The sequence below is a fragment of the Geodermatophilus ruber genome, from assembly GCF_900114385.1.
GTDB classification, from domain to species: Bacteria; Actinomycetota; Actinomycetes; order Mycobacteriales; family Geodermatophilaceae; genus Geodermatophilus; species Geodermatophilus ruber.
The window spans coordinates 97,233-122,377 of sequence record NZ_FOSW01000014.1; the positions used below are offsets into that span (position 1 = coordinate 97,233).

General features: G+C 72.8%; 21 protein-coding genes and 3 tRNA genes. 15 read left to right on the plus strand and 9 right to left on the minus strand.

All coding sequences use genetic code 11. The annotated features are described in order from the left end of the window. The first annotated feature begins 12 nt into the window (after positions 1–12). The 11 genes from BMZ50_RS19340 to BMZ50_RS19385 all read left to right on the plus strand — a co-directional run bounded on the left by BMZ50_RS19340 (position 13) and on the right by BMZ50_RS19385 (position 11,127). On the plus strand, positions 13–1,413 hold the full coding sequence (locus BMZ50_RS19340) for an APC family permease (RefSeq protein WP_091328414.1): 1,401 nt from the start codon (positions 13–15) through the stop codon (positions 1,411–1,413). Positions 1,414–1,668: 255 nt separating this feature from the next. Next, the gene (gene gyrB / locus BMZ50_RS19345) at positions 1,669–3,717 is read left to right on the plus strand and encodes a DNA topoisomerase (ATP-hydrolyzing) subunit B (RefSeq protein WP_091328418.1); all 2,049 of its coding nucleotides are present in this window, start codon (positions 1,669–1,671) and stop codon (positions 3,715–3,717) included. Positions 3,718–3,894: 177 nt separating this feature from the next. Beyond that, a complete protein-coding gene (gene gyrA, locus BMZ50_RS19350) occupies positions 3,895–6,363 on the plus strand; it encodes a DNA gyrase subunit A (protein ID WP_091328421.1) in 2,469 nt (822 codons plus the stop codon). A gap of 171 nt (positions 6,364–6,534) precedes the next feature. Then, entirely contained in the window at positions 6,535–7,389 is an 855-nt protein-coding gene (locus BMZ50_RS19355) for a DUF3566 domain-containing protein (RefSeq protein ID WP_091328424.1), read from the plus strand. A gap of 55 nt (positions 7,390–7,444) precedes the next feature. After that, positions 7,445–7,518 (plus strand) — tRNA-Ile (locus BMZ50_RS19360). 106 nt (positions 7,519–7,624) lie between these two features. Beyond that, on the plus strand, positions 7,625–7,768 hold the full coding sequence (locus tag BMZ50_RS24375; RefSeq protein WP_177212893.1) for a DLW-39 family protein: 144 nt from the start codon (positions 7,625–7,627) through the stop codon (positions 7,766–7,768). Positions 7,769–7,800: 32 nt separating this feature from the next. Next, positions 7,801–7,873, plus strand: a tRNA-Ala gene (locus BMZ50_RS19365). A 219-nt stretch (positions 7,874–8,092) separates the two neighbouring features. After that, positions 8,093–8,905, plus strand: a complete 813-nt coding sequence (locus BMZ50_RS19370) for a GAF and ANTAR domain-containing protein (protein WP_091328428.1) — start codon at positions 8,093–8,095, stop codon at positions 8,903–8,905. A 236-nt stretch (positions 8,906–9,141) separates the two neighbouring features. Then, positions 9,142–9,636: a DUF1059 domain-containing protein gene (locus BMZ50_RS19375; protein ID WP_091328431.1), complete on the plus strand. Its 495-nt coding sequence runs from the start codon at positions 9,142–9,144 to the stop codon at positions 9,634–9,636. A gap of 61 nt (positions 9,637–9,697) precedes the next feature. Continuing rightward, the gene (locus tag BMZ50_RS19380) at positions 9,698–10,234 is read left to right on the plus strand and encodes a peptidylprolyl isomerase (protein WP_091328434.1); all 537 of its coding nucleotides are present in this window, start codon (positions 9,698–9,700) and stop codon (positions 10,232–10,234) included. Positions 10,235–10,371: 137 nt separating this feature from the next. Next, on the plus strand, positions 10,372–11,127 hold the full coding sequence (locus BMZ50_RS19385; protein WP_091328438.1) for a rhomboid family intramembrane serine protease: 756 nt from the start codon (positions 10,372–10,374) through the stop codon (positions 11,125–11,127). 5 nt (positions 11,128–11,132) lie between these two features. On the opposite strand, the gene BMZ50_RS19390 is transcribed toward BMZ50_RS19385, so the two are convergent. Further along, a complete protein-coding gene (locus tag BMZ50_RS19390; RefSeq protein ID WP_091328441.1) occupies positions 11,133–11,564 on the minus strand; it encodes a PH domain-containing protein in 432 nt (143 codons plus the stop codon). Positions 11,565–11,676: 112 nt separating this feature from the next. Here BMZ50_RS19390 and BMZ50_RS19395 point away from each other — a divergent pair, with 112 nt between their 5' ends. Next, complete coding sequence (locus BMZ50_RS19395; protein ID WP_091328444.1) at positions 11,677–12,834, plus strand: thiolase family protein; 1,158 nt, start codon at positions 11,677–11,679, stop codon at positions 12,832–12,834. A 474-nt stretch (positions 12,835–13,308) separates the two neighbouring features. Here BMZ50_RS19395 and crgA read toward each other — a convergent pair whose 3' ends face one another. Next, a complete protein-coding gene (gene crgA, locus BMZ50_RS19400) occupies positions 13,309–13,581 on the minus strand; it encodes a cell division protein CrgA (protein ID WP_091328446.1) in 273 nt (90 codons plus the stop codon). 69 nt (positions 13,582–13,650) lie between these two features. Here crgA and BMZ50_RS19405 point away from each other — a divergent pair, with 69 nt between their 5' ends. Together BMZ50_RS19405 and BMZ50_RS19410 are read left to right on the plus strand one after the other, a co-directional pair. Continuing rightward, positions 13,651–14,412 carry a DUF881 domain-containing protein gene (locus BMZ50_RS19405; protein WP_091328449.1) on the plus strand — a complete coding sequence of 254 codons (762 nt, stop codon included), beginning with the start codon at positions 13,651–13,653 and terminating at the stop codon, positions 14,410–14,412. A gap of 83 nt (positions 14,413–14,495) precedes the next feature. Continuing rightward, entirely contained in the window at positions 14,496–15,143 is a 648-nt protein-coding gene (locus tag BMZ50_RS19410; RefSeq protein ID WP_091328597.1) for an aminodeoxychorismate/anthranilate synthase component II, read from the plus strand. 61 nt (positions 15,144–15,204) lie between these two features. Here BMZ50_RS19410 and pknB read toward each other — a convergent pair whose 3' ends face one another. The 7 genes from pknB to BMZ50_RS19445 all read right to left on the minus strand — a co-directional run bounded on the left by pknB (position 15,205) and on the right by BMZ50_RS19445 (position 24,531). After that, entirely contained in the window at positions 15,205–16,995 is a 1,791-nt protein-coding gene (gene pknB, locus BMZ50_RS19415; RefSeq protein WP_091328451.1) for a Stk1 family PASTA domain-containing Ser/Thr kinase, read from the minus strand. 133 nt (positions 16,996–17,128) lie between these two features. Next, the gene (locus tag BMZ50_RS19420; protein WP_091328454.1) at positions 17,129–18,901 is read right to left on the minus strand and encodes a serine/threonine-protein kinase; all 1,773 of its coding nucleotides are present in this window, start codon (positions 18,899–18,901) and stop codon (positions 17,129–17,131) included. Next, complete coding sequence (locus BMZ50_RS19425; RefSeq protein ID WP_091328457.1) at positions 18,901–20,346, minus strand: peptidoglycan D,D-transpeptidase FtsI family protein; 1,446 nt, start codon at positions 20,344–20,346, stop codon at positions 18,901–18,903. The genes BMZ50_RS19420 and BMZ50_RS19425 overlap by 1 nt, the downstream gene beginning before the upstream one ends. Then, positions 20,343–21,767 carry an FtsW/RodA/SpoVE family cell cycle protein gene (locus BMZ50_RS19430; protein WP_091328461.1) on the minus strand — a complete coding sequence of 475 codons (1,425 nt, stop codon included), beginning with the start codon at positions 21,765–21,767 and terminating at the stop codon, positions 20,343–20,345. The genes BMZ50_RS19425 and BMZ50_RS19430 overlap by 4 nt, the downstream gene beginning before the upstream one ends. Then, entirely contained in the window at positions 21,764–23,182 is a 1,419-nt protein-coding gene (locus BMZ50_RS19435; RefSeq protein WP_091328464.1) for a PP2C family protein-serine/threonine phosphatase, read from the minus strand. The genes BMZ50_RS19430 and BMZ50_RS19435 overlap by 4 nt, the downstream gene beginning before the upstream one ends. A 55-nt stretch (positions 23,183–23,237) precedes the next feature. Next, on the minus strand, positions 23,238–23,699 hold the full coding sequence (locus tag BMZ50_RS19440) for an FHA domain-containing protein FhaB/FipA (RefSeq protein WP_091328468.1): 462 nt from the start codon (positions 23,697–23,699) through the stop codon (positions 23,238–23,240). A 19-nt stretch (positions 23,700–23,718) separates the two neighbouring features. After that, complete coding sequence (locus tag BMZ50_RS19445; RefSeq protein WP_091328471.1) at positions 23,719–24,531, minus strand: FHA domain-containing protein; 813 nt, start codon at positions 24,529–24,531, stop codon at positions 23,719–23,721. Positions 24,532–24,731: 200 nt separating this feature from the next. Between BMZ50_RS19445 and BMZ50_RS19450 the strand changes: the two genes are divergently transcribed. Then, positions 24,732–24,817: transfer RNA gene (locus BMZ50_RS19450), tRNA-Leu, on the plus strand. The last annotated feature ends 328 nt before the right edge of the window (positions 24,818–25,145 follow it).

Consider the following 25,145-nt stretch of genomic DNA (forward strand, 5'->3'; position numbering starts at 1 on the left):
CAGGAGGCGCACATGGCTCACCCCGCCGAGACCGAGGCCGTCCGCCCGGACCAGCAGCCGAGCCTGCGCCGGGTGATGGGCCCCGGCCTGCTGCTGCTCTTCGTCGTCGGCGACGTCCTCGGCACCGGCATCTACGCGCTCACCGGCACGGTGGCCGCGGAGGTCGGCGGCGTCGTGTGGCTGCCGTTCCTCATCGCCTTCCTGGTCGCGCTGATCACCGCCTTCAGCTACCTGGAGCTGGTCACCAAGTACCCGCAGGCGGCCGGCGCGGCGCTGTACACGCACAAGGCGTTCGGGGTGCACTTCCTGACGTTCCTGGTCGCCTTCGCCGTGATGAGCTCCGGGATCACCTCGGCGTCGACCGCGGCGCGGGCGTTCTCCGCCAACGCCGCGGAGGTGTTCGGCCTCGATCTCGGCGAGGGCATCGGGATCACGCTGATCGGCCTGGGCTTCATGGGCCTGGTCGCGCTGGTGAACCTCCGCGGCGTGGGCGAGAGCGTGAAGGCCAACGTCGTGCTCACCTGCGTCGAGCTCTCCGGGTTGCTCATCGTCATGGGCGTGGGCCTGTGGGCCCTCGGCGTCGGGGACGGCGACTTCTCGCGCGTGACCGAGTTCGACACCGGCGACTCCTCGGTCGTCGCCGGCGTCGTCGCCGCGACCGGGCTGGCGTTCTTCGCGATGGTCGGCTTCGAGGACTCGGTCAACATGGCCGAGGAGTGCAAGCAGCCGCGGCGGATCTTCCCCAGGGTGCTGCTGGCCGGCCTGCTCCTCACCGGGCTGATCTACGTCCTGGTGTCGATCTCGGCGATCGCGCTCGTGCCGGCCGACCGGCTCAGCGAGGGCGAGACCCCGCTGCTCCAGGTGGTGGAGGCCGGCGCCCCGGGCTTCCCGCTGGGGCTCTTCGGCGTCATCACGATGTTCGCCGTCGCCAACACCGCCCTGATCAACATGCTCATGGCCAGCCGCCTGGTCTACGGCCTGTCCCGCGAGGGCGTGCTGCCGTCCCTGCTCGGCCGGGTCCACGCCCGGCGGCGCACCCCGGTGCCGGCGATCCTGTTCACGACCGCGCTCGCATTCGGGCTGGTCACCTTCGTCGGCGCCGTCCCCGCGCTCGGCGGCACCACCGCGCTGCTGCTGCTGTGCGTCTTCACCGTCGTCAACGTCGCCGTGCTCGTGCTCCGCCGCGACACCGTCGACGAGGATCACTTCCGCACCCCGACCGTGCTGCCCGTCGTGGGCGCGCTGGCCTGCGGTTTCCTCGCCACCCCGCTCGCCGGGCGGCCGGCCGAGCAGTACCGGATCGCCGGGATCCTGCTCGGGATCGGCGTCGTGCTGTGGATGGTGACCGTGTTCGTGAACCGGACCCGCGGGCGGGAGACGGGGCGGCTGGACGCCGGCCGGCTCGGCGACTGACAGCGCCCCGCCGGGAGAGGGCGTCAGCGCCCCGGGAACGGCGTGCCGACGCCGGGCCCACCATCGGGGGTGGCGGGCGGGTCGTTTGTGGCGCAGATCGGCCCTGAGGGCATAGATGAGCGTGTTCCTGTCGTTGGTACGAGTAGACTCGACAGCAGAAACCGCCAGCAACCGGCTGAGAGCCGTTCTGCGCCGTCTTGCCCCCTGCCCGGGGTGGGGGAGCCGTCCGCCGGTTGCGCGACAGAAGGGCCCCACGTGGTCGCTCGACCCCAGACCGACAGCACCAAGCAGGACAACGCCTACTCCGGCAGCTCCATCACCGTTCTCGAAGGCCTCGAGGCCGTCCGCAAGCGGCCCGGCATGTACATCGGCTCGACCGGTGAGCGGGGTCTGCACCACATGGTGTGGGAGGTCGTCGACAACTCCGTCGACGAGGCCCTCGCCGGGCACTGCGACACCGTCCGGGTCACCCTCCTCGCCGACGGCGGGGTGCGGGTGGAGGACAACGGCCGCGGCATCCCCGTGGACATGCACCCGGTGGAGAAGCGCCCCACCGTCGAGGTGGTCATGACCATCCTGCACGCGGGCGGCAAGTTCGACGGCAAGAGCTACGCCGTCTCCGGTGGTCTGCACGGCGTCGGCGTCACCGTCGTCAACGCGCTGTCCACCGCGCTGGACGTGCGCATCTGGCGCGACGGCACCGAGTGGCACCAGCACTACGACATGGCCAAGCCCGGTGCGCTGGAGAAGGTCGGCCCGACGACGAAGCGCGGCACCCAGATCACCTTCTGGGCCGACCCGTCGATCTTCGAGACGACGACCTACTCGTTCGACACGATCAGCCGCCGGCTGCAGGAGATGGCCTTCCTGAACAAGGGGCTGACCATCGTCCTGCGCGACGAGCGGCCCGGGCACGGCAAGGCCGAGACCGGCCTGGCCGAGGAGCTGACCCTCGCCGAGGCCCCGCCGGAGCCGGGTGCCGAGGCGGAGGCCTTCGAGCCCACCGAGATCACCTACCGGTACGACGGCGGCCTGGTCGACTACGTCGCTCACATCAACCGCCGGAAGACCCCGATCCACCGCTCGGTCATCGGCTTCTCCGCCGAGGGCACCGGGAAGAACGACATGGCGATGTCGGTCGACGTCGCGATGCAGTGGTCCGACGCCTACTCCGAGTCGGTGCACACCTTCGCCAACACGATCAACACCCACGAGGGCGGCACGCACGAGGAGGGCTTCCGCGCGGCGCTGACCTCGATCGTGAACCGGTACGCGCTGGACAAGAAGCTGCTCAAGGAGAAGGACGACCGGCTCACCGGCGACGACATCCGCGAGGGCCTGGCCGCGATCGTCTCGGTGAAGCTCGGCGACCCGCAGTTCGAGGGCCAGACCAAGACCAAGCTCGGCAACACCGAGGTCAAGGGCTTCGTCCAGAGGGTCTGCAACGACGAGATCAGCCACTGGTTCGAGGCGAACCCGGCCGAGGCCAAGACGATCATCACCAAGGCGGCGTCGGCGGCCCGCGCCCGCCGCGCGGCGCAGGACGCCCGCAAGCTGGCCCGCAAGAACCTGCTGTCGGTCAGCGGCCTGCCGGGCAAGCTGTCGGACTGCCGCTCGACCGACCCGCGCAACTCCGAGGTCTACATCGTCGAGGGTGACTCGGCCGGTGGTTCGGCGAAGTCCGGCCGCGACTCGATGTACCAGGCGATCCTGCCCATCCGCGGCAAGATCATCAACGTCGAGAAGGCGCGGATCGACCGGGTCCTCAAGAACACCGAGGTCCAGTCGATGATCACCGCGTTCGGCACCGGCATCCACGACGAGTTCGACCTGTCGAAGCTGCGCTACCACAAGATCGTGCTGATGGCCGACGCCGACGTCGACGGCCAGCACATCCGGACGCTGCTGCTGACCCTGCTGTTCCGCTTCATGCGGCCACTGGTGGAGGCCGGCTACGTCTACCTGGCCCAGCCCCCGCTGTACAAGATCAAGTGGGGCGGCAAGCACGGGGACGAGTACGCCTACTCCGACCGCGAGCGCGACGCGCTGCTCAAGGCCGGCAAGGAAGAGGGTCGCAAGATCCGCGAGGACGCGATCCAGCGGTTCAAGGGCCTCGGTGAGATGAACGCCACCGAGCTCTGGGAGACGACGATGAACCCGGAGACCCGGGTCCTGCTCCAGGTGACCCTCGAGGACGCCGCCACCGCCGACGAGCTGTTCAGCGTGCTCATGGGCGAGGACGTCGAGGCCCGCCGCAGCTTCATCACCCGCAACGCCAAGGACGTCCGGTTCCTCGACGTCTAGTAGGACCCCGTCCTCCGCACCCCTCGTAGAAGGCCCTCTTGCCCCCACCACTCGCACGCTCGCGGTGGGACCCGGCAAGGGGCCGGCCCCGGACTGGGCCGGCGGGACCCTGCAGGGGGCCAACCGGATGACCAGCGCTTTTCCACCTCTGTGCACCCACTTGTGGAGACCTGAAACGTGACCGAGACACCTCCCCGCGACCGGATCGAGCCGGTCGACCTCCAGCAGGAGATGCAGCGCAGCTACATCGACTACGCGATGAGCGTCATCGTGGGCCGCGCCCTGCCGGAGGTCCGCGACGGCCTCAAGCCCGTGCACCGTCGCGTGCTCTACGCCATGTACGACCAGGGCTTCCGCCCCGACCGCGGCTACGTCAAGTGCGCCCGCGTCGTGGGTGAGGTCATGGGTAATTACCACCCGCACGGCGACTCGGCCATCTACGACGCCCTGGTGCGGCTGGCCCAGCCGTGGTCGATGCGCTACCCGCTGATCGACGGCCAGGGCAACTTCGGCTCCCCGGGCAACGACCCCGCCGCGGCCATGCGGTACACCGAGGCCCGGCTCACGCCGCTGGCCATGGAGATGCTGGCCAACATCGACGAGGACACCGTCGACTTCCAGCCCAACTACGACGGCAAGAACCAGGAGCCGCTGGTCCTGCCCGGGCGCATCCCGAACCTGCTGATCAACGGCTCGGCCGGCATCGCGGTCGGCATGGCCACCAACATGCCGCCGCACAACCTCCGCGAGGTCGCCGCGGCGGTGTTCTGGATGCTCGAGAACCCCGACGCGGAGCCGGAGGAGGCGCTGACCGCCTGCATGCAGCGCATCCCGGGCCCCGACTTCCCGACCGCCGGCCTGATCGTCGGCCGGGAGGGCATCGAGGACGCCTACCGGACCGGCCGCGGCTCGGTGAAGATGCGCGCCGTCGTCACCGTGGAGGAGGACAGCCGGGGCCGGGTGCAGCTCGTGGTCACCGAGCTGCCCTACCAGGTCAACCCGGACAACCTGGCCGAGGCGATCGCCGAGGCGGTCAAGGACGGCCGGTTGCAGGGCATCAGCGAGATCGCCGACGAGTCCTCCGACCGCGTCGGCCGCCGGCTGGTGATCACGCTGCGCCGCGACGCCGTCGCCAAGGTCGTGCTGAACAACCTCTACAAGCACACCCAGCTGCAGACCTCCTTCGGCTGCAACATGCTCTCGATCGTCGACGGCGTCCCGCGGACGCTGCGGCTCGATGAGCTGATCCGCCACTACGTCGCCCACCAGATCGAGGTCATCCAGCGGCGGACCCGCTACCGGCTGCGCAAGGCCGAGGAGCGCGCGCACATCCTGCGCGGCTACGCCAAGGCGCTGGACCACCTCGACGACGTCATCGCGCTGATCCGCAACAGCGAGTCCGCCGAGGCCGCGCGGACGGGCCTGATGGAGCTGCTCGAGGTCGACGAGATCCAGGCGACGGCGATCCTCGACCTGCAGCTGCGCCGGCTGGCCGCCCTCGAGCGCCAGCGGATCATGGACGAGCTGGCCGAGATCGAGGCCCGCATCGCGGACCTGGAGGCCATCCTCGCGTCGCCCGAGCGGCAGCGGCAGATCATCCACGACGAGCTCGCCGAGATCGTGGAGAAGTACGGGGACGACCGGCGCACGAAGTTCGTGCCCAACGACGGCGACGTCTCCATGGAGGACCTCATCGCGGAGGAGGAGGTCGTCGTCACCATCACCCGTACCGGGTACGCGAAGCGGACGAAGAGCGACCTCTACCGGTCCCAGCGCCGCGGTGGCAAGGGCGTGATGGGTGCCCAGCTGAAGCAGGACGACATCGTCGACCACTTCTTCGTGGGGTCCACCCACGACTGGATCCTGTTCTTCACCAACAAGGGCCGCGTCTACCGGGCCAAGGCCTACGAGCTGCCCGAGGCCAACCGCACCGCCCGCGGTGCGCACGTCGCCAACATCCTGGCCTTCCAGCCGGACGAGCGGATCGCGCAGGTCATGCAGATCCGCGACTACTCGGTGGCGCCCTATCTCGTGCTGGCCACGGCGCGCGGCCAGGTGAAGAAGACCCGGCTGACCGACTTCGACTCGCCGCGCAGCGGCGGCGTCATCGCGATCAACCTGCGCGAGGGTGATGAGCTGGTCGGCGCCGCGCTGATCGACCCGGAGCAGGATCTGCTCCTGGTCAGCCGCAAGGCGATGTCGATCCGCTTCCGCGCCGACGACGACCAGCTGCGCCCGATGGGCCGGGCCACCGAGGGTGTCCGCGGCATCTCCCTGGCCCCGGACGACTCGCTGCTGTCGATGATGGTGGTCGAGGAGGGCGTGGACGTCCTGGTCGCCACCGAGCGCGGCTTCGCCAAGCGGACCGGGATCGAGAACTACCCGGCCCAGGGCCGCGGCGGCAAGGGTGTGCTCACCGCCGACCCGAAGGCGCGGAAGGGTTCGCTGGTGGGGGCGCTGGCCGTGCGGCTCGGCGACGAGCTGTACGCCATCACCTCCGGGGGCGGCGTCATCCGCACGCCGGTGAACGGGGTCCGGCACAACAAGGACCGCGCGACCATGGGTGTCAAGCTCATGAACTTGCCGGAAGACGTGTCGATCGTCGCGATCGCGCGCACGACGGACAACGACGAGCCCGCCGCCTAGGGTGGGTCCGATGACAGAAGGGGCGTTGCGGCCGTGCCCGCGGGTGCGGCCGCAGCATTCCCTCCTGTTCAGCCACCAGGGAACTGACCGGCGCCCGGGCGCCCCCGGCCGCGTGCCGGGACGTGCGGGTGCGACAGAGCGGCGAGGGCCGCTGGGGAACGGGAGACTGGCATGAGCGACCGGACGCAGGGTTCGGTGCGCACCGGGGCCCGCATCGGGGAGAACACCCTCTCCGCGACGGGAGCGGCCGCGCAGCCGGCCGCGACCGACGGGCAGCAGCCCGGGGCGTCGCCGACCCAGGCCATCCCCGGCACGGCCACCCAGCGGGCCCAGGCCGGCGCGGCGCCCGAGGGCACCGCGCCGGTCACCGGTGCCGGAGCGCCGCGCACCCAGGGCCCCGCCGCCCAGGCTGTGGCGCCGTCGACGGCGCCCCCCCAGACGGCCACCCCCCGGACGGCCGCCCCTCCTGCAGCGGCTGCCGTGAGCGCGCCGCCGGCGGTCACCCCCCTGGGGGTTGCCCCGCAGGGTGCCGCTGCCCAGAGCGCCCCGGTGGCGACCGGCGTCCCCCAGGGCGCGCCCGCGGCCGCCGTCGCGCAGCCGGCCGCCGTCGCGCAGCCGGCGACCGTCAAGGCCGCTGGGGCCAAGGCGAAGGCCGCCCGTGGCCCCCGCCGCGCCCGCCTCCAGCTGCGGCACATCGACACCTGGTCGGCGCTGAAGATCTCGCTGGTGCTGTCGATCGCGCTGTTCTTCATCTGGATGGTCGCCGTCGGCATCCTCTACGGCGTCCTGTCCGGTCTCGGCGTCTTCGAGACCCTCAACGACCTCTTCGGCCAGCTCGGCACCGCTTCCGGCGGCGACAGCAGCAGCGAGTTCATCACCCCGGGCATCGTGTTCGGCGGGGCGGCGGTCATCGGGGCCATCAACATCGTGCTGATGACCGCGCTGTGCACCGTCGCCGCGTTCATCTACAACATGTGCTCGGACCTGGTCGGCGGCCTCGAGGTCACCCTCTCCGAGCGCGACTGAGGGTGACCCCCTGCGGGGTCGCCCTCGGCGACCAGGTACGCTGTTCGAGGTTCACGGGCCTGTAGCTCAGGCGGTTAGAGCGCATCCCTGATAAGGATGAGGCCGGAGGTTCAAGTCCTCCCAGGCCCACCCGTGTCCCGGCGTCGACGGCGCCAGCGGTGCCGGCTCCGCTCCGGGGAAGGCCCCGGGCCCCCTCCCTCAGGAGGCGGGCACTCCCCTCGAGGAGGTACTCCGCGTGCTGAAGAAGCTGGCCCTGGCGGCCGCCGCCGTCGGCGCCCTCGCCCTCGTCCGTAAGCGCTCGGCCGGCCAGGCCGAGGCCGACCTGTGGCACGAGGCCACCCGCGGCCCCGACGCGGTCAGCACACCCACCGACCGCTGACCCACCGGGGCCACTCTGGCGAGAGCCAGCCCGGGGACGTAGCTCAATTGGCAGAGCACCGCCTTTGCAAGGCGGGGGTTAGGGGTTCGATTCCCCTCGTCTCCACTCCTCTGACCTGCGGATCCCTCTCCGTCGGGGGCTCGGGCGAGCCCTCCGGAGGGGTCTCGGTCCGCACAAGGTCCGCAACTGGTCCGCGGGATGTGGCCCGCAGGGCGTCCAGCCGGTCGGCCACGTCGTTCAGGTCGTCGTCGAACAGGTCGGCGTAGCGGTTCAGGGTCATGGCCGTGCGTTTCCGATCGGCCGCTGCACGTGTCACAATTCGGCATGGGCACGAGCAGTGCCGAACCTCCCGATCGTTCCCAACCTCCCGAGACGGCCGACCCGGACCAGACGGCCGACCCGAACGAGCGTCGCGGGCGCCCGTCGTCGCACGCGGGAGAAGAGACGGTGCGGGACGACCTGTCGCAGGGCTTGTCCGACCTGGCGCGGAAGATGCAGCACCAGACCGACGCCGCGGCGGTCATGGAGCTCATCGTCTCCTCGGTGGCAGGAACCATCCCCGGCGCCGAGCACGCCACGATCAGCCTCGTGCACGGCCGCCGCCGGGTGGTGTCGGCGGCGGCCACCGGGGAGCTGGCGCGACGGTTCGACGATCTGCAGGAGAGCACGCAACAGGGCCCTTGCCTGGACGCCATGTACCAGCAGGTGACCGTTCGCGTCGACGACCTGGCCGCCGACCCGCGCTGGCCGGAGTTGGCCCGGCGGGCCACGGCGGAGCTGGGCGTGGCCAGCATGCTGTGTTTCCAGCTGTTCGTGCGCGATCAGGACCTGGGGGGGCTGAACCTGCTGGCTCACCGCCCCGGGGCATTCACCGACGAGTCCGAGCGCATCGGCCTGCTCTTCGCCAGCCACGCCGCGGTCGCGGTCGCCGACGCCCAGGACCTGAACCACATGACCACGGCACTGAGGAGCCGGGATGTGATCGGCCAAGCCAAGGGCATCCTCATGGAGCGCTACAAGATCACCGCGGAGGTGGCGTTCGCCCTGCTCGCCAAGACCAGTCAAGACACCAACCGCAAGCTCCACGACGTGGCTGAGTATCTGAGCCAGACCGGCACGCTTGGCATCGAACGCTGACCGTCGGACTCTCCGCGGGTAGTCAGCCGAGGTCCACCCCGGCCCGATAACGCCCTTCCGGCGGCCGGCGCAGTCGGAGAGGCTCCAGCGGGGTGGGGGGCTCGATTCCCCTCGTCTCCACTCCGCTCCCTCGGGACCTCGGTCCCTTTACTCCTCCGCGTCGCCCGGCCACTGTCAGCGGGGCCGCTGGCCCACCGGACGGGCGGGCCGGGGCGCACGGCTGCCGAGGAGGAGCCATGGCACGCAAGACCATGGACTGCCGGATGATGCCCAGCGAGAGCAACTGCACCGTCCAGATCTCCGGCGAGGAGGACGAGGTCCTCGAGCTGGCCGCGGCGCACGCCGTCACCACGCACGGTCACACCGACGGTCCCGAGCTGCGGCGGGAGCTGCAGGCGGGGCTGCGCGACGAGGGCGAGCTGCAGCTGGAGGCGGGTGCCTTCGTCCAGCTCATCGAGTTCCACGCGCGGGACCTCGACGGTTTCGGCGAGGCCGTCGAGCAGTGGCGGGAGCGGATGGGTCGCGAGGCGACCGCCCGCTGGGGCGTCGTGGCCGCCGACCGGGACCGCCCGGAGACCTACGTGGAACTCGTGGCGTTCCCGGACCACGACGCGGCGATGCGCAACTCCGAGCATCCCGTCACCGCGGACTTCGCCAAGCGCATGCAGGAGGTCACGGAGGGGGAGGCCCAGTTCCGCAACCTCGACGTCGTCCAGGTGCTGCGCATGTGAGACGCGCTGCCCGTCCGCTCCCCGTGTCTCGCGGGGAGTGGACCAGTGGGAGAGTGAACCCGTGACCGAATCGACCTCCGCCGCACGGCGTGCCGTTCTGCACACCAACCACGGCGACATCACCGTCGACCTGTTCCCCGACCACGCGCCCCGGACGGTCGCGAACTTCGCGGACCTGGCCGAGGGCCGCCGGGAGTGGACCCACCCGCAGACCCGCGAGAAGACCACCGACCGCCTCTACGACGGCACGGTCTTCCACCGGATCATCGACGGCTTCATGATCCAGGGCGGCGATCCGCTGGGTCAGGGCATCGGCGGCCCGGGCTACCAGTTCGGCGACGAGATCCACCCGGAGCTGGCCTTCACCCGGCCCTACCTGCTGGCCATGGCCAACGCCGGCCCCGGCACCAACGGCTCGCAGTTCTTCATCACGGTGGCGCCGACCGCCTGGCTGACCGGCAAGCACACGATCTTCGGCGAGGTTGCCGACCAGGCCAGCCGCGACGTCGTCGACCGCATCTCGAAGGTGTCCACCGCCCGCGGCGACCGCCCGGTGGAGGACGTCGTCCTGCAGTCGGTCGAGGTGCAGCGCAGCTGACCACCGGCCCGGACGACGGGGGCGCCGGGCCCGGCCAACCGCAGCCGGCGCCCCCGACGGCGTTCTGCTACCGGCACTCCGACCGGTCCACCCGCATCTCCTGCGCGCGGTGCGGGCGGCCGATCTGCCCGCAGTGCATGACCCCCGCCTCGGTCGGGTTCCAGTGCCCGGAGTGCGTCCGCGAGGGGCGGGCCACGGTCCGGCAGCCGCGCGCGACGCCGGTGCTGCGCCGGGCGGGCCGCCGGTTCGGGACGGTGACGGTCACCCTCATCGGGCTCAACGTGGCGATGTTCGTCGTCACCGCGGTCTCGGCCGGCCTCGCCGGCGCCAACCCGCTGGACAACCAGTACTCGCCGCTGTTCGCCCAGCTCTCCCAGGTGCCGATCCTCGTCGAGCTCGGCGAGGACTGGCGGCTGCTCACCGCAGCGTTCCTGCACATCGGGCCCATGCACCTGGTGCTCAACATGCTGGCCCTGCTGATCTTCGGCTCCGAGCTCGAGCGCCAGCTGGGCCGGTGGCGCTACCTCGCCGTCTACCTCATCTCCGCCCTGGGCGGCGCCGTCGCGCTGCAGCTGTTCGGGGAGCCCGGGCGGCCGGTCGCGGGCGCGTCGGCGGCGATCTACGGCCTGCTCGGCGGCTTGGCGGTGCTCATGCTCGCCCGCCGCGAGGACCTGCGCGGGCTGCTGACCCTGCTGGCGATCAACGTGGCCATCAGCTTCCTGCCCGGCGTCTCGCTGCTCGGGCACCTCGGCGGGCTGGTGGCCGGTTTCGCCGCCACCGCCGTGGTCGTGCTCCTCCGACGGCGCACCGAGCTGCAGGTCCTGGGGCTCATGCTGCTGGCCGGGGTCCTGGCCGTCGTCGCCCTGACCGTGCCGACGCTCGTCGTCCTGTAGCCCCGTCAGGGGCGGAACCGGCCATGTCCGCCCCGGGAGGCGAGGTCCTGGAGGGCACGAGCGACCTCCTCCGGCGGCGCGCCCAGGTCGCGGCGCCCCAGGAGGATCAGCATCCCATCGTCGTCCGGCCCGGCGGCGGTGTCGAGCTCCAGCAGCCGGGACCGGACGCCGAGCCGCCGGGTCTCCCGTACCCCGACCCGCAGCTGCGGCCAGGGCAGCCGCACGGTGCCGGTCAGCGTCCGCACGGCGACCCCCGCCGGCCCCGCGGACAACCGGGGCCGCAGCAGCCGGTCACGGGCCGCCAGCGCCACGAGCAGCAGCGCCGCGCCACCGACCAGGAGGCGGCCGAGCGGGTCCAGCAGGACCGCGACCACGCCGAGCACCACGCCGGCGGCGGCGAGGACGGCGGTCTGCGCACCGGGTGCCGACCAGTCCATGCGGCCAGCTTTCCAGCACACCCCTCCCGGGGCGTGGCGAGGGCACAGGTACGGGGACGTCCTACCATCGTCGCGGCGGGCGTGACGCCGCCCACGTCGATGAGGAGTGACCATGCGAGACGCCGTCATCTGCGCCGCCGTGCGCACCCCGGTGGGCAAGCGCGGCGGAGGCCTGTCCGGCGTGCACGCCGTCGACCTCTCCGCGCACGTGCTCCAGGCCCTGGTGGAGCGGGCCGGCATCGACCCCGCCGCGGTGGACGACGTCTTCTGGGGGTGCGTGAGCCAGATCGGCGAGCAGACCTACAACGTGGGCCGCACCGCCGCCCTCGCCGCCGGGTGGCCGGAGTCGGTGCCCGGGACGACGATCGACCGGCAGTGCGGCTCCTCCCAGCAGGCGGTGGCCTTCGCCGCGGCCACGGTGATCAGCGGCCAGGCCGACGTCGTCGTCGCCGGCGGCGTGGAGTCGATGAGCCGGGTGCCGATGGGCTCCTCGGTGGGCGACGGCGCTGCCGGGCGCCCGCTGGGTCCGCGCTTCCTGGAGCGCTACGGCGTGGCGCCCAACCAGGGCGTGGGTGCCGAGATGATCGCCGAGCGCTGGGGCTTCTCCCGCACCCAGCTCGACGAGTTCTCCCTGGCCTCGCACGAGAAGGCGGCCAAGGCGCAGGCCGACGGCGCCTTCGACGAGGAGATCGTCCCTGTCACCACCCCCGACGGCACCGTGGTGCGCGCCGACGAGGGGATCCGCGCGGGCGGCACGCTGGAGAAGCTGGCCACGCTCAAGACCCCGTTCAAGGCCGATGGCGTCATCAGCGCCGGCAACGCCAGCCAGATCTCCGACGGCTCGGCTGCGCTGCTGGTCACCACCTCGGAGAAGGCCCGCGAGCTGGGTCTGCGCCCGCTGGTGCGCATCCACACCACCGTCATGGCCGGAGACGACCCGGTCATCATGCTCACCGCGCCGATCCCGGCGACGCAGAAGGTGCTGCAGCGCTCCGGGCTCGCCCTCGGCGACATCGGGGTGTTCGAGGTGAACGAGGCGTTCGCGCCGGTGCCGCTGGCCTGGCAGGTCGAGACCGGCGCCGACGGCGACCGGCTCAACCCCCGCGGCGGCGCGATCGCGCTGGGCCACCCGCTGGGCGGCTCGGGCGCCCGGATCATGACCACGCTGGTCCACAGCATGCTGGCCACCGGCACCCGCTACGGCCTGCAGACGATGTGCGAGGGCGGCGGGATGGCGAACGCGACGATCCTCGAGCTGCTGGACGCCTGAGTCCACAGCCCCCCGACGGCAGCCCCCGGTCCGCCGTGGACCGGGGGCTGCCGTCGTCCTGGGGACAACCGGTGCGCCTAGCGGCATCTGCCGTGGTCACGCCGCGTGTCGACCGTCCGGCGGCGGGGTACGGAGGCGCCGAGGTGATCGTCCGGAGCGTGGCTCCATGTCGACTCATCCACAGTTGGGTACACAGCTGGGGACGGACTTGCACCGGTGTAGTTACCCATGTGCCGTTCCCGTCACACCCGTACCACCGACAGAAAAACCGCAGGTCAGCGGCGTTCGGTCGAACATTCGTTCTCCACATCCGGTGGACAACTCTGGGGGTAGCGCGCTTTGTCGACCTGTGGACGACGAGGTGGGCTGTGCACAGCGCGGCCGTCGTCCCGCTGCGAGTGGGGTAGCCCGCCGAACGTGCCGGAGGCCCCCGTCCCGGCGGGGACGGGGGCCTCCGGCGAGGTTCGACGGCGGTCAGCGCCAGCGCATCGACATCACCAGGCCGGCCACCATCAGGCCGAAGCCGATCGCGAAGTTCCACGCGTTCAGCGACACCATGAAGGGGATGTTCTCCCCGGCCACGTAGTACACGACGATCCACAGCAGGCCCAGAAGCATGAGCGCGACCATGACCGGGGCGTACCAGCGCGGGCTGGGCGTGGCCGCCCGCGCGGCCGCTGTCCCCGACTGCAGCGCACCCTGCGGCGGCGTGTAGACCGACTTCTTGCGCACCTTGGACTTGGGCACCGTGCGAACTCCCTCCGGGGCCGGTTCGTCGCTGCCGGCCGAGACTGCCCTCCAGCCTAAGCTGGAACGGTGCTCGTGGTCCGCAGCCTGACCCGCCAGCGGGGTCGGTCGGCCTGGGCGGCGCTGGTCCCGGTGGTCGCCCTCGCCGCCGGCCTGCTGTTCGCGACCTCCAGCCAGACGGCTCAGGGCGGCGATCTGCGCGCCGGGGAGACCACCGAGCTGTCGGTCCTCATCGCCCAGCGCGAGCAGGTGCTGGCCCAGCAGCAGCAGCAACTGGCGGCCCTGCGCGCCCGGGCGCAGCAGCTGACCGACCAGGCGGCTACCCGCAACGGGGACGTGGCCGCGGCCCAGGCCGACGGTGACAGCGGGCTGCTGTCGGCCGGTCTGGTGGCCCTGCGCGGGCCGGGGGTGGAGATCACCCTCGACGACGCGCCCCGCCGTCCCGACCGCGCGCTGCCGGCCGGCGCCCGCCCCGACGACGTCGTGATCCACCAGTCCGACGTGCAGGCCGTGGTGAACGCGGTGTGGGCCGCCGGCGCCGACGGCGTGGCGATCATGGACCAGCGGCTGATCGCCACCAGCGCGGTCCGCTGCGTGGGCAACGTGCTGCTCCTGCAGGGCCGGACCTACTCGCCGCCGTTCGTCGTCACCGCGATCGGCGACGCCGCGGCCATCCGCGCCCATCTGGCCGCCTCCCCCCAGGTGGCGGTGTTCGAGCAGGCGGTGGAGGACTACGGGCTGGGCTTCGCGGTCCGCGAGCGTCCGGCGGTGTCGGTGCCCGCCTACGATGGCCCCCTGGGCTTGCAGCACGCCACCGCCGTCGGGGAGTGATCGCGCGGGCGTGCGCACCCGGAACGGGCACGCCGCAGCCGGGGCGGGTCCTGCCGCCGTCCACCGGAGAGATCGAGCCCGCCGTGAGCCGTCCCGTCCTCGTCGTCGACAACTTCGACAGCTTCGTCTACAACCTGGTCCAGTACCTGGGCCAGCTGGGCGTGCGCTGCATCGTCCGGCGCAACGACGCCGTCACCGTCGACGAGCTGCCCGGTCTCGACGTCGCCGGCGTGCTGCTCTCCCCCGGACCGGGGACGCCGGCGGACGCCGGGGTGACCGTGCCGATGGTGCGGGCCGCGGCCGCGGCCGGGACGCCGGTGCTCGGCGTCTGCCTCGGCCACCAGGCGATCGCCGAGGCCTTCGGGGCGGAGGTGGTCCGTGCGCCCGAACTGCTCCACGGCAAGACCAGCCAGGTGCTGCACTCCGGGGCGGGGGTGCTCGCCGGCCTGCCGTCCCCGTTCACCGCCACCCGGTACCACTCGCTGGCCGTGGACCGGGCGACGGTGCCCGACGAGCTCGAGGTCACCGGGTCCACGGAGTCGGGGATCGTCATGGCGCTGCGGCACCGGGAGCTGCCGGTGGAGGGCGTGCAGTTCCACCCCGAGTCGGTGCTCACCGAGGGCGGCCACCGGATGCTCGCCAATTGGCTGTCGGCGTGCGGCCTGACGCCCGACCCGGCGGCCGTGGCGGCGGCCACGGCCGCCGCCCAGCGGCTCGCAGCGGCCGTCTGACCGGTCCCGGTACGACGAAGGGCTCCTCCCCGATCGGGAGGAGCCCTTCGTGCGTCTGAGGTCAGTCGAGCAGACCCGGCATGCCCTCCTGGTTGAGCCCCGCGGTCGGGGTGGCCGTGGGGGTCGGCGTGGGCGTGGGGGTCGGGGTGGGGGTGGCCGGCGGCGTGGTCTCCGTCGAGGGCACCGGGACGGCGACCAGCAGCACGATCTCGTCGCCGGCGGCGGCCTGGTTGCCGGCGCCCGGCTCGGTGCCGACCGCCTCGCCGGGGGCGACGTCGTCGCTCTCGGAGTTCTGCACGGTGATGTTGGTGAAGCCGGCGTCGGCGAGGATGCGCCGCGCGGTCTCCGCGTCCTGTCCCCGCACGTCGGGGATCTCCACGTCGCCGTCGGAGACCTGCAGCGTGATCCGGGTGGCCGGATCCACCTGCTCGCCCTGGCCGGGGTTCACGTCGACCACCTCACCCTCGGGCTCGGCCGAGTCCACCTGGGTGGTGTCGACGCTGCTGAAGCCGGCGTTCTCGAGCGCGGTGCGGGCGTCGTCGACGTCCAGGCCCTTCACCGGCGGGACGGTGATCGTGTCCACGCCGCCACCCACCACGAGGTCCACCTTGCTGTCGGGGTCGACCTGCGCGCCGCCGGCCGGGTTGGTGCTGAGCACCCGGCCCTCCTCCGCCTCCGTGCTCGGCTGGACGCTCACGTCCCCGACGGTCAGCCCGGCCTCGGTGAGCGCGGCCCGCGCGTCGTCCTCCAGCTCGCCGGTGACGTCGGGCACCGCGATCTGCGCGACCGCGGGCGGCTCCTCCTCGCCGCCGCCGCCCAGCAGCAGGACGGCGGTGAGGACCCCGCCGAGGAGTACCAGCGCGCCGACGACGGCGGCGATGACCCGGTTGCGCCTGCGCCGGCGGCCGGGGTGGTCGTCGGCGTCCCAGTCGCCCTCGGGGTAGCCGGCGGGGGCGGCGCCGAGGATCGTCGTCTTCTCGGCGTCGTTCATGACCGGGGTGGCCTCGACCCGCTGGCCGGCCAGGGCCCGCAGCAGGTCGTTGCGCATGTCCGCGGCCGACTGGTAGCGGTTGGCCGGGTTCTTGCTCATCGACTTGAGCAGGATCGCGTCCAGCTCCGGCGGGATGGCCGGGTTGATCGACGACGGCAGCCGCGGGTCCTCCCGCACGTGCTGATAGGCCACCGCGACCGGGGAGTCGCCGGTGAACGGCGGCGCCCCGGTGACCAGCTCGTAGAGCAGGCAGCCCACCGAGTACACGTCGGAGCGGGCGTCGACGCCCTCGCCGCGGGCCTGTTCCGGGGACAGGTACTGCGCGGTGCCGATGACCGCGGCGGTGGAGGTCATCGTGGCGGCGGAGTCGGAGACCGCCCGGGCGATGCCGAAGTCCATCACCTTGACCCCGCCCTGGGGCGTGATCATCACGTTCCCGGGCTTCACGTCCCGGTGAACGATGCCGTTGCGGTGGCTGAAGTCGAGGGCGCCGCAGATGTCGGCGGCCAGGCTCATCGCCCGCTCCGGGGAGAGCACCCCCTCGCTGCGCAGCACGTCGCGCAGCGTCTGGCCCTCGACGTACTCCATGACGATGTACGGAGTGGCGCCGTTCGCCGTCCGGTCCTCGCCGGTGTCGTACACCGCGACGATCGCCGGGTGGTTGAGCGAGGCGGCGGCCTGCGCCTCCCGGCGGAACCGGACCTGGAAGGAGGGGTCCCGGGCCAGGTCGCTGCGCAGCACCTTGACCGCCACCTCGCGGCCCAGCCGAAGGTCCCGGCCCCGGTGCACCTCGGCCATGCCCCCGCGCCCCAGCACCCCGCCGATCTCGTAGCGCTCACCGAGCACCTGCGGCGTGGTCATCGGAGGTCCTCTCGGGCGGTGCGGGGCGGCGTCCAGCGGGCACGGGGATGCGCGGGAGCGCGGCGGACGGGCGGGCCGGCGGGCAGCCTAACCGCTGGAGCGGCCGCATCCCGGGCGGCGCGAGCGGGCGGGATCACTCGCTCTGCCCCTGCGGCGCCTGCTCCCCGCCCTCGCCCGGCTGGCCGGGCAGCACGGTGCCCGTGGCCGTCGGGCTCCCGGGCAGGGTCGTGGTCGGCGCCGGGGGCTCGCTGGTGGTCGGTGTCGGTGCGGCGCTGGTCGGTGTCGGTGCGGCGCTGGTGGGTGTCGGTGCGGCGCTGGTGGGTGTCGACGGGGCGCTGGTCGTCGGCGCCGCGGGCTCCTCCTCGTCCGTGCCGCCCCCGCCGTCGTCCTGCCCGGTGTCGGGGGTGAAGTCGTCCGGCGCGACGAACAGGATCACCGTGTCGCCCCGGCTGAGCTCGCCTCGCACCGGGTCGGTGGTGACGACGTCGCCCTCGTCCAGCGCGATGCCGGCCGCGCGGACCTGGTCCTCGTCGGCCTGCTCCTGGGTGACCAGCAGCCCCTGACCTTCCAGCTCGGCCTGGACCTCGTCGGCGTTGCGGCCGGCCAGCGCCGCCGCGTCGATGCTGACCGTCCCGCCCGGCGTCGTGGCCGCGCTGGTCGCCGGCGCGGTGGTGCGGTCCGGCGTCGTGGTCCCGGCGTCGTCGCCGCGGAGGGCCAGCCAGGTCCCCCCGGCGAGCAGGGCCAGCAGCACCAGCGCGGCGACCAGCCAGGCCCAGCGGCGCCGGCCCCCGCGGCCGCGCGTGCCGTGCCGACCAACCCGGCCGCCTCCGCCGTCCCCGGACGGCGGGCCGGACCAGCCGTCCCCGTCGTCCTGGGCGCGCTGCAGCGGGGGCATGGTGCGCGGCGCCGTCCCCGGCCCCCCGGCCGGGGCCATGCCCAGGACCTGGGTGCGGTTGCCGCCGAGGTCCTCCACCAGCTCGGTGCGGGCGGTGGCCGAGCCATCGCCGTGCCCGGCCGGCGTGGTGGTCGGGCCGCCTGCGGCCACGGGCCCGGCGGCGAGCCCGTGGCCGGAGGCCACCGAGCGGATGGCGGCGGCGAACGCGGCGCCGTCGGCGAACCGGTCGGCGGGGTCCTTGGCCAGCGCCCGCTCGATCAGCAGCCGCACCGCGGGCGGCACGTGCGCCGGCAGCGGCGGCGGCGGCCGGTTGATGTGGGCGAGCGCGACGGCCACCTGGGAGGTGCCGTCGAACGGGCGGCCACCCGTGAGGCACTCGTAGCCGACGACGCCGAGGGAGTAGACGTCGGAGGCGGCGGTGACATCGAACCCCTGCGCCTGCTCCGGCGACAGGTACTGCGCGGTGCCGACGACCATGCCGGTGCGGGTCAGCGGGGTGGCGTCCCGGGCCCGGGCGATGCCGAAGTCGGTCAGCTTCACCACGCCGTCCGGGCGCACGATCAGGTTCCCCGGCTTGATGTCGCGGTGGACGACGCCGGCGCGGTGCGCCGCCGACAGCCCGTCGGCGGCCTGACCGAGGACGTGCAGCGTCCAGTCGACGGGGAGCGTGCCCTCCTCGTGGAGGATCGTGACCAGCGGCTTGCCCTCGACCAGTTCCATGACGAGGAACGCCAGCCGCTGATCCGGGAGCCGCTCGTCCTCGGTGGTCTCGCCGTAGTCGTAGACCGAGGCGATGTTGGGGTGGCTCAGCGCCGCGGTGTGCCGGGCCTCGTTGCGGAAGCGCGCCACGAAGCTCGGGTCGCCGGTGAACTCGCTGCGCAGCACCTTCGCGGCGACGACGCGGTCGAGCACCCGGTCGCGGGCCCGCCACACCTCGCCCATGCCGCCGGTGGCGATGGGGGCGGTGATCTCGTAGCGGCCGGCGAGGACGGTGCCGGTGGACAACGCCATCAGCCGCCCTGCCCCTCGAGGTAGGCCCGCATGACCTCGCGGGCGATCGGCGCGGACGTGTCGCCGCCGGTGCCCCCGCCGTTGGCCACGAAGACCGCGACGGCGATCTGCGGGTCGTCGGCGGGCGCGAACCCGATGAACCAGTTGTGGTCGGGGACCCCCTCGGCCACCTGGGCGGTGCCGGTCTTGCCGGCGACCTCGACGCCCGGGATGCGGGCCGCGCGCCCGCTTCCGTTGGCCACGACGCTGGTCATCATCTCGGTGAGCTGCTCGGCGACCTCGGGGGAGACCGGCTCACTGAGCTCCTCCGGGTCGGTCTGGTCCAGCACGCTCAGGTCGGGGGCGCGCAGCTGGTCGACCAGATAGGGGTTCATGAGCGTGCCGTCGTTGGCCACGGCGGCGGCGATCATCGCCGCCTGCAGCGGGGTCATCCGCACGTCCTGCTGGCCGATCGAGCTGACCCCGAGCTGGGCGTCGTTCTCCGGGTCACCCATGCTGCTGGGCGCCACCGGCAGGGGGATCTGCCGGCCCTCGCCGTCCATCCCGAACGCCTCGGCCATCTCGCGTACCCGGTCCTCACCCAGGTCGATGCCGAGCTGGGCGAACGCGGTGTTGCAGGAGATGGTGAGGGCGTCGATCAGCGTCTGCTCGCCGGTGCTGCTGCACGAGGACCCGCCGAAGTTCTCCAGCGTGGTGGAGGTGCCGGGCAGGGTGAGCGTGTCGGGGGCGGGGATGACGCTGTCGGGCGTGTAGCCGTTGGCCAGGGCCGCGGCGGCCACGATCACCTTGAACACCGACCCCGGCGGGTAGTTGTCGCCGATCGCCCGGTTGAGCCGCGGGTCGTGCTCGCTCGCCTCGAGCTCCGCAGCGTAGTCGCGGATCGCCTGCGGGTCGTGGCTGGAGAGCTGGTTCGGGTCGAAGGACGGCGTGCTGGCCAGGCCCAGCACCGCGCCGGTCGACGGGTCGAGGGCCGCCACCGCACCGGTGACGCCCTCCAGCTCGGCCATCGCGGTCTCCTGCACCGCGGGGTCGAGGGTGACGACGACGTCGCCGCCGGCGGGGTCCCGGCCGGTGAACAGGTCGGCCAGCCGGCGGAAGGTCAGCCGGGGGTCGGAGCCGGCCAGGATCTCGTTCTCCGCGCGCTCGAGTTGGGTGTTGCCGTACACGAGCGAGTAGTAGCCGGTGACCGGCGCGTACACGGGGCCCTGCGGGTACTGGCGCAAGTAGGTGAGCCGGCCGTCGGTGGGCACCGACAGCGCCACCTCGGTGCCGTCGACGACGATCGAGCCGCGTTCCCGGTCGTACTCCTCGGCCAGCACGCGGGTGTTGGAGGGATCGTTGCGCAGCTCGTCGGAGCGCACGACCTGGATGTAGTTGACGTTGACGATCAGCAGCGTGAAGAGCACGAGCACGCTGATCGCCACGCGGCGCAGGGGAGCGTTCACGACTGGACTACCTCGGTGGGGGCGTCACCCAGCGCCGTCCGGGGCGGGGTGACCGGTGGGGCCGGGCGGCGGGCGGCGTCGCTGATCCGCACGAGGATCGCCACCAGGGCGAAGTTCGCGACCAGGGAGGACCCGCCGTAGGCGAGGAACGGGGTGGTCAGCCCGGTCAGCGGCAGCAGGCCGGTGACCCCGCCGAGGACGACGAAGACCTGCCAGGCGAGGGCGAAGGAGAGGCCGGCGGCCAGCAGCTTGCCGAAGGCGTCGCGGACGATCAGCGACGTGCGCAGCCCGCGCTCGACCAGCACCAGGTAGACGATGATCACCGCCACCAGGCCGAACAGGCCCAGCTCCTCGCCGATCGCCGCGGCGATGAAGTCGCTCTTGGCCACCGGCACCTGGTCGGGGCGGCCGCCGCCGAGCCCGGCGCCGAACAGCCCGCCGGTGCCCAGGCCGAACAGCGACTGGACCAGCTGGTAGCCGGCGCCGTCGCGGTAGGCGAAGGGGTCCAGCCAGGTGTCCACGCGCGCCTGCACGTGGCCGAAGATCTGGTACGCGAGCAGCGCCCCACCGGCGAACAGACCCAGGCCGATGAGCAGCCAGCTGGCCCGTTCGGTGGCGACGTAGAGCATCACCACGAAGATGCCGAACAGCAGCAGCGAGCTGCCCAGGTCGCGCTCGAACACCAGGACGAGGATCGACAGCGCCCAGGCCACCAGGACCGGCCCGAGGTCCCGGCCGCGCGGCAGCTCGATCCCGGCGACCCGGCGGCTGGCCAGCGCGAGCACGTCCCGCTTGTCGACCAGATAGGCCGCGAAGAACACGATCAGGCAGATCTTGGCGAACTCGCCGGGCTGGATGCTGAACCCGGCGAGCCGGATCCAGATCTTGGCGCCGTTGACCTCCGAGATCGACGAGGGCAGCACCGCGGGCAGGGCCAGCAGCACCAGGCCGATCAGGGCGAGGGTGTAGGCGAACCGGGACAGCAACCGGTGGTCGCGCAGCACGACCAGCACCGCGACGAACAGCAGCACACCCACCGTGGCCCACATCAGCTGGACGGGGGCGTCCTCCCGGGTGACGGTGCTGTCGACCTGCTCGGCGGCGAGGTCGAGCCGGTGGATCACCGCCAGGCCGAGGCCGACCAGCAGGGCGACCGCGGGCAGCAGCAGCGGGTCGGCGTAGGGGGCGAACTTCCGGACCACGAGGTGCGCGACCACCCACAGCGCGGTGATCCAGCCGCCGAAGGTGAGCATGTCCGGCCGCAGCGACCCGGTGATCGTCAGGTCGACGATGGCCTGCGCGACCAGGGTGATGAAGAGGGCGAAGCCGAGCAGGGCGAGCTCGGTGCCGCGCCGCTTGGGCGGGGGCGGGGTCGCGCCCGGCGCGGCCGCCCGGGGATCGGTCGACGGGGTGCCGCTCATTCGACCTCCCGGCAGTCCACTCCCGGCTCGAGCGTCTTCGTCGGGGGCGCCACCGGCGGCGTGGTGTCGGTGGGCGCCGCGGAGATGCCCGGCTCGGCACCGTTGGCACCCGGGGCCGGCTCGGGGCCGGGGGGCGGGGACGGCGCCGCCTCGGTCGTCGGCGCGGCCTCGCTGGTCGGGGCCGGCTCGGTGGGCGGCTCCAGGTCGGCGCAGACCGGCAGGCTCTGCTCCTCCAGCATGGCGACGATGCGGTCGGCGTGGGCGCCGTCGGTGGCCTCGATGCCGCGGCGCACCTTGCTCGTGTCGGCCGGGGTGAGGTCGGCGACGTCGAGGTCGGTGACCGCGGCGACCCGGTTGAGCTCCATGCCGAGCAGCGAGGCGTCGATGCCGCGGTAGACGGCGACCCGCTCGCCGTCGGCGGTGTCCTGCACCCCGACGAACCAGTTGGACAGCACCCACAGGTAGGCGCCGACCGCCGCGGCCGCGACCAGCAGCGCCCCGCCCAGCGCCCAGAGCAGCCGGCGGCGGCTCCGGGACGGCGGCGGGGCGGCGGCCGTCGGGGCGGCGGTCGACGGGGGCGGCGGGGGCGGATCGGCCAGGGCGGCACGGCCGGCCGCCGACCGCGGGTCGACCTCCCGCTGCCCGACGTTGTCACCGGCGGCACCGTCGACGACCGGGTCGAGCGGCGGGGTGTGCCCGCTGTCCTCGACGACGTCGGCGACGATCACGGTGATGTTGTCCGGGCCCCCGCTGCGCAGGGCCAGCTCGATCAGCCGGTCGGCGGTCGACTGGGGGTCGGGGTCCTTGAGCGCCTCGGCGAGGGTCTCCTCGCTGACCACCCCGGAGAGGCCGTCGGAGCACAGCAGGTAGCGGTCGCCGGCGCGGGCCTCGCGCATCGACAGGTCGGGGTCGACGTCCTGGCCGTTGAGCGCGCGCAGCAGCAGCGAGCGCTGGGGGTGGTGGTTGGCCTCCTCGGGCGTGATCCGACCGTCGTCGATCAGCGTCTGGACGAACGTGTCGTCGTGGGTGATCTGGGTGAGGGCGCCGTCGCGCAGCAGGTAGGCGCGGGAGTCACCGACGTGGCACAGCGCCAGTCGGCCGCCGGCGAAGAGGATGGCGGTGAGCGTGGTGCCCATGCCCTCCAGCTGCGGGGACTCCCGGATCACCTCCCGCAGGTGCTCGCTGCCCTCGAAGACCGCCGCGCGCAGGGCCTGCAGCATGTCGCCCGAGGGCGCGTCGTCGTCCAGGTGCTCCAGGGCGGCGATGACCACCTTGCTGGCGACGTCACCGGCCGCGTGGCCGCCCATGCCGTCGGCGACGGCGAGCAGGCGGGGCCCGGCGTACACCGAATCCTGATTGTTGCCGCGGACGAGACCGCGGTCGGAACGGGCTGCGTAGCGCAGCGAGAGACTCATCCGATCGTGCTTCCGGTGAGGCGAGCGCTTGCCACGGCGGTCAGGAACACGGCGGTCATGAGCGCAGCTCCAGGGCCGTCTGGCCGATGCGGATCGGCTGGCCCGGGGCCACCAGCAGGGGCCCCTGGACGCGCTGCTGGTCGAGGTAGGTCCCGTTGGTGGACCCGAGGTCCTCGACGTACCACTGCCCGCTCCGGTTGGTCAGCCGGGCGTGCCGGGAGCTGGCGAAGTCATCGGTGAGCACCAGGGTGGAGTCGTCGGCGCGACCGATGAGGATGGGCTGCTCGCCGAGGGTGATCTTGGTCCCGCTGAGCGGGCCGGCGGTGACGACGAGCGTCTTCGGCCCGCGGTTCTTCTTCCGGCCCCCGGCCGCCGCGCGGGGCGGCACCGAGGCCACGCGCCCGGCCCGGCCACCGAACAGGTCGGCACGCACCACCCGGAACGCCGCGAAGATGAACAGCCACAGCAGCAGGAGGAAGCCGAAGCGGAAGATCTGCAGGACGATCTCGGCCGTCACGGAATCACCTCGACCGGCTTCACGCGCCGTCCTGCCGGTAGACCAGCACCGAGTGGCCGATGCGGATGACGTCCCCGTCCGACAGCGGCTGGCGGGTGATCCGCCGGCCGTTGACCAGGGTGCCGTTGGTCGAGCCGAGGTCCTCGGCGATCGCCGTGGCGCCGTCCAGGACCACGTCCACGTGTTTGCGGCTGACTCCGGTGTCGGGCAACCGGATGTCGGCGTCGGTGCCCCGGCCGATGATGTTGCGGCCGTTGGTCAGCTCGTGCCGCGTGCCGGGGCCGTCGACGAGCAGCACGTGCGTGATGCCCGGCTTGCTGCCCGCGCGCCCCACCACCGAGGGGCTCTGGCGGCCGGTGTCGGTGGCCACCCGGCCGCGCAGCGGCGGCAGCGGCGGAACCCCTGATCCGCCGGTCGCCGGCGGGACGGCGAGGGCCTCGGCCCGAGGGGCCGGCCGGGCTGGGTCGGCCACGTGGGAGCCGACCTCGAAGACGCCGGTGCGCAGCTCCTCGTCCCGATCGAGCCGCACCTGGACCTCGCCGAAGACCTGGTAGCCCTCGGCCTCGATGTGCTCGGACACCATGTCGGCGAGCCGGGCGGCCAGTTCCTCGGACCACTCGGCGAGGTTGTCGTAGTCGGTCGGCCCCAGCCGGACGTCGTACACGTTGGGCGCCAGAACACGCCCCTCCCCGAGGACGGAGCGCTGCTCGTCGGCCTCGCGGGTCAGGGCCTTGGCGATCTCGGCAGGGTGCACCTTGCCCTTGAAGATGCGGGCGAAGGCGACTCCGACCATGCCCTCGAGGCGTCGTTCGAAGCGCTGCAGCACGCCCACAGTCGCTCCCTTGCGCTCGTCGGACGGCTCGAATGCCTCCGACGATCGTAGCCGGGCGCCGCACCCGTGACCGGCCAGCGGCGTCACGACGCTCTCCGCGCGCCGCGCGGGCCGGTGACCGGCGGAAAAGCCGGAGGTCGGGGGATCCCCCACCCCGCTGCGGACAGCGGCGGGTGGGCTGCTACTGTTTTCCCTCGCCAGGGCAAGTGGCGGAATGGCAGACGCGCACGGTTCAGGTCCGTGTGTCCGGAAGGACGTGGGGGTTCAACTCCCCCCTTGCCCACCACGCACTGGGGAATCCCCAGGGCTCCCAGCCGGTGGTCACCGGCCCCCGGGAGGCGACGAGCGCCCCCGGGGAGCAACGGTCCACGACCGGCAACGATCCGCACGCCTCCGCCGCGATGGCCCCGTCCGCGACCGCATCCTGCGGTCCGCTCGGGACGGCGCCGACCGCGTCGGCCAGGCCGCCACGATCGACGGGCAGAACCGGATCAATCTGGGCAAGCTGCTCGGCCCCCTGATTCGGGCATCGGATCGCCTGAAACGGCGTGGGCCGTTCGAAGGGGTCGTACCGCCGGCAAGGGCGGCGCGACGTCCGTGGAGGCTCACCGCTT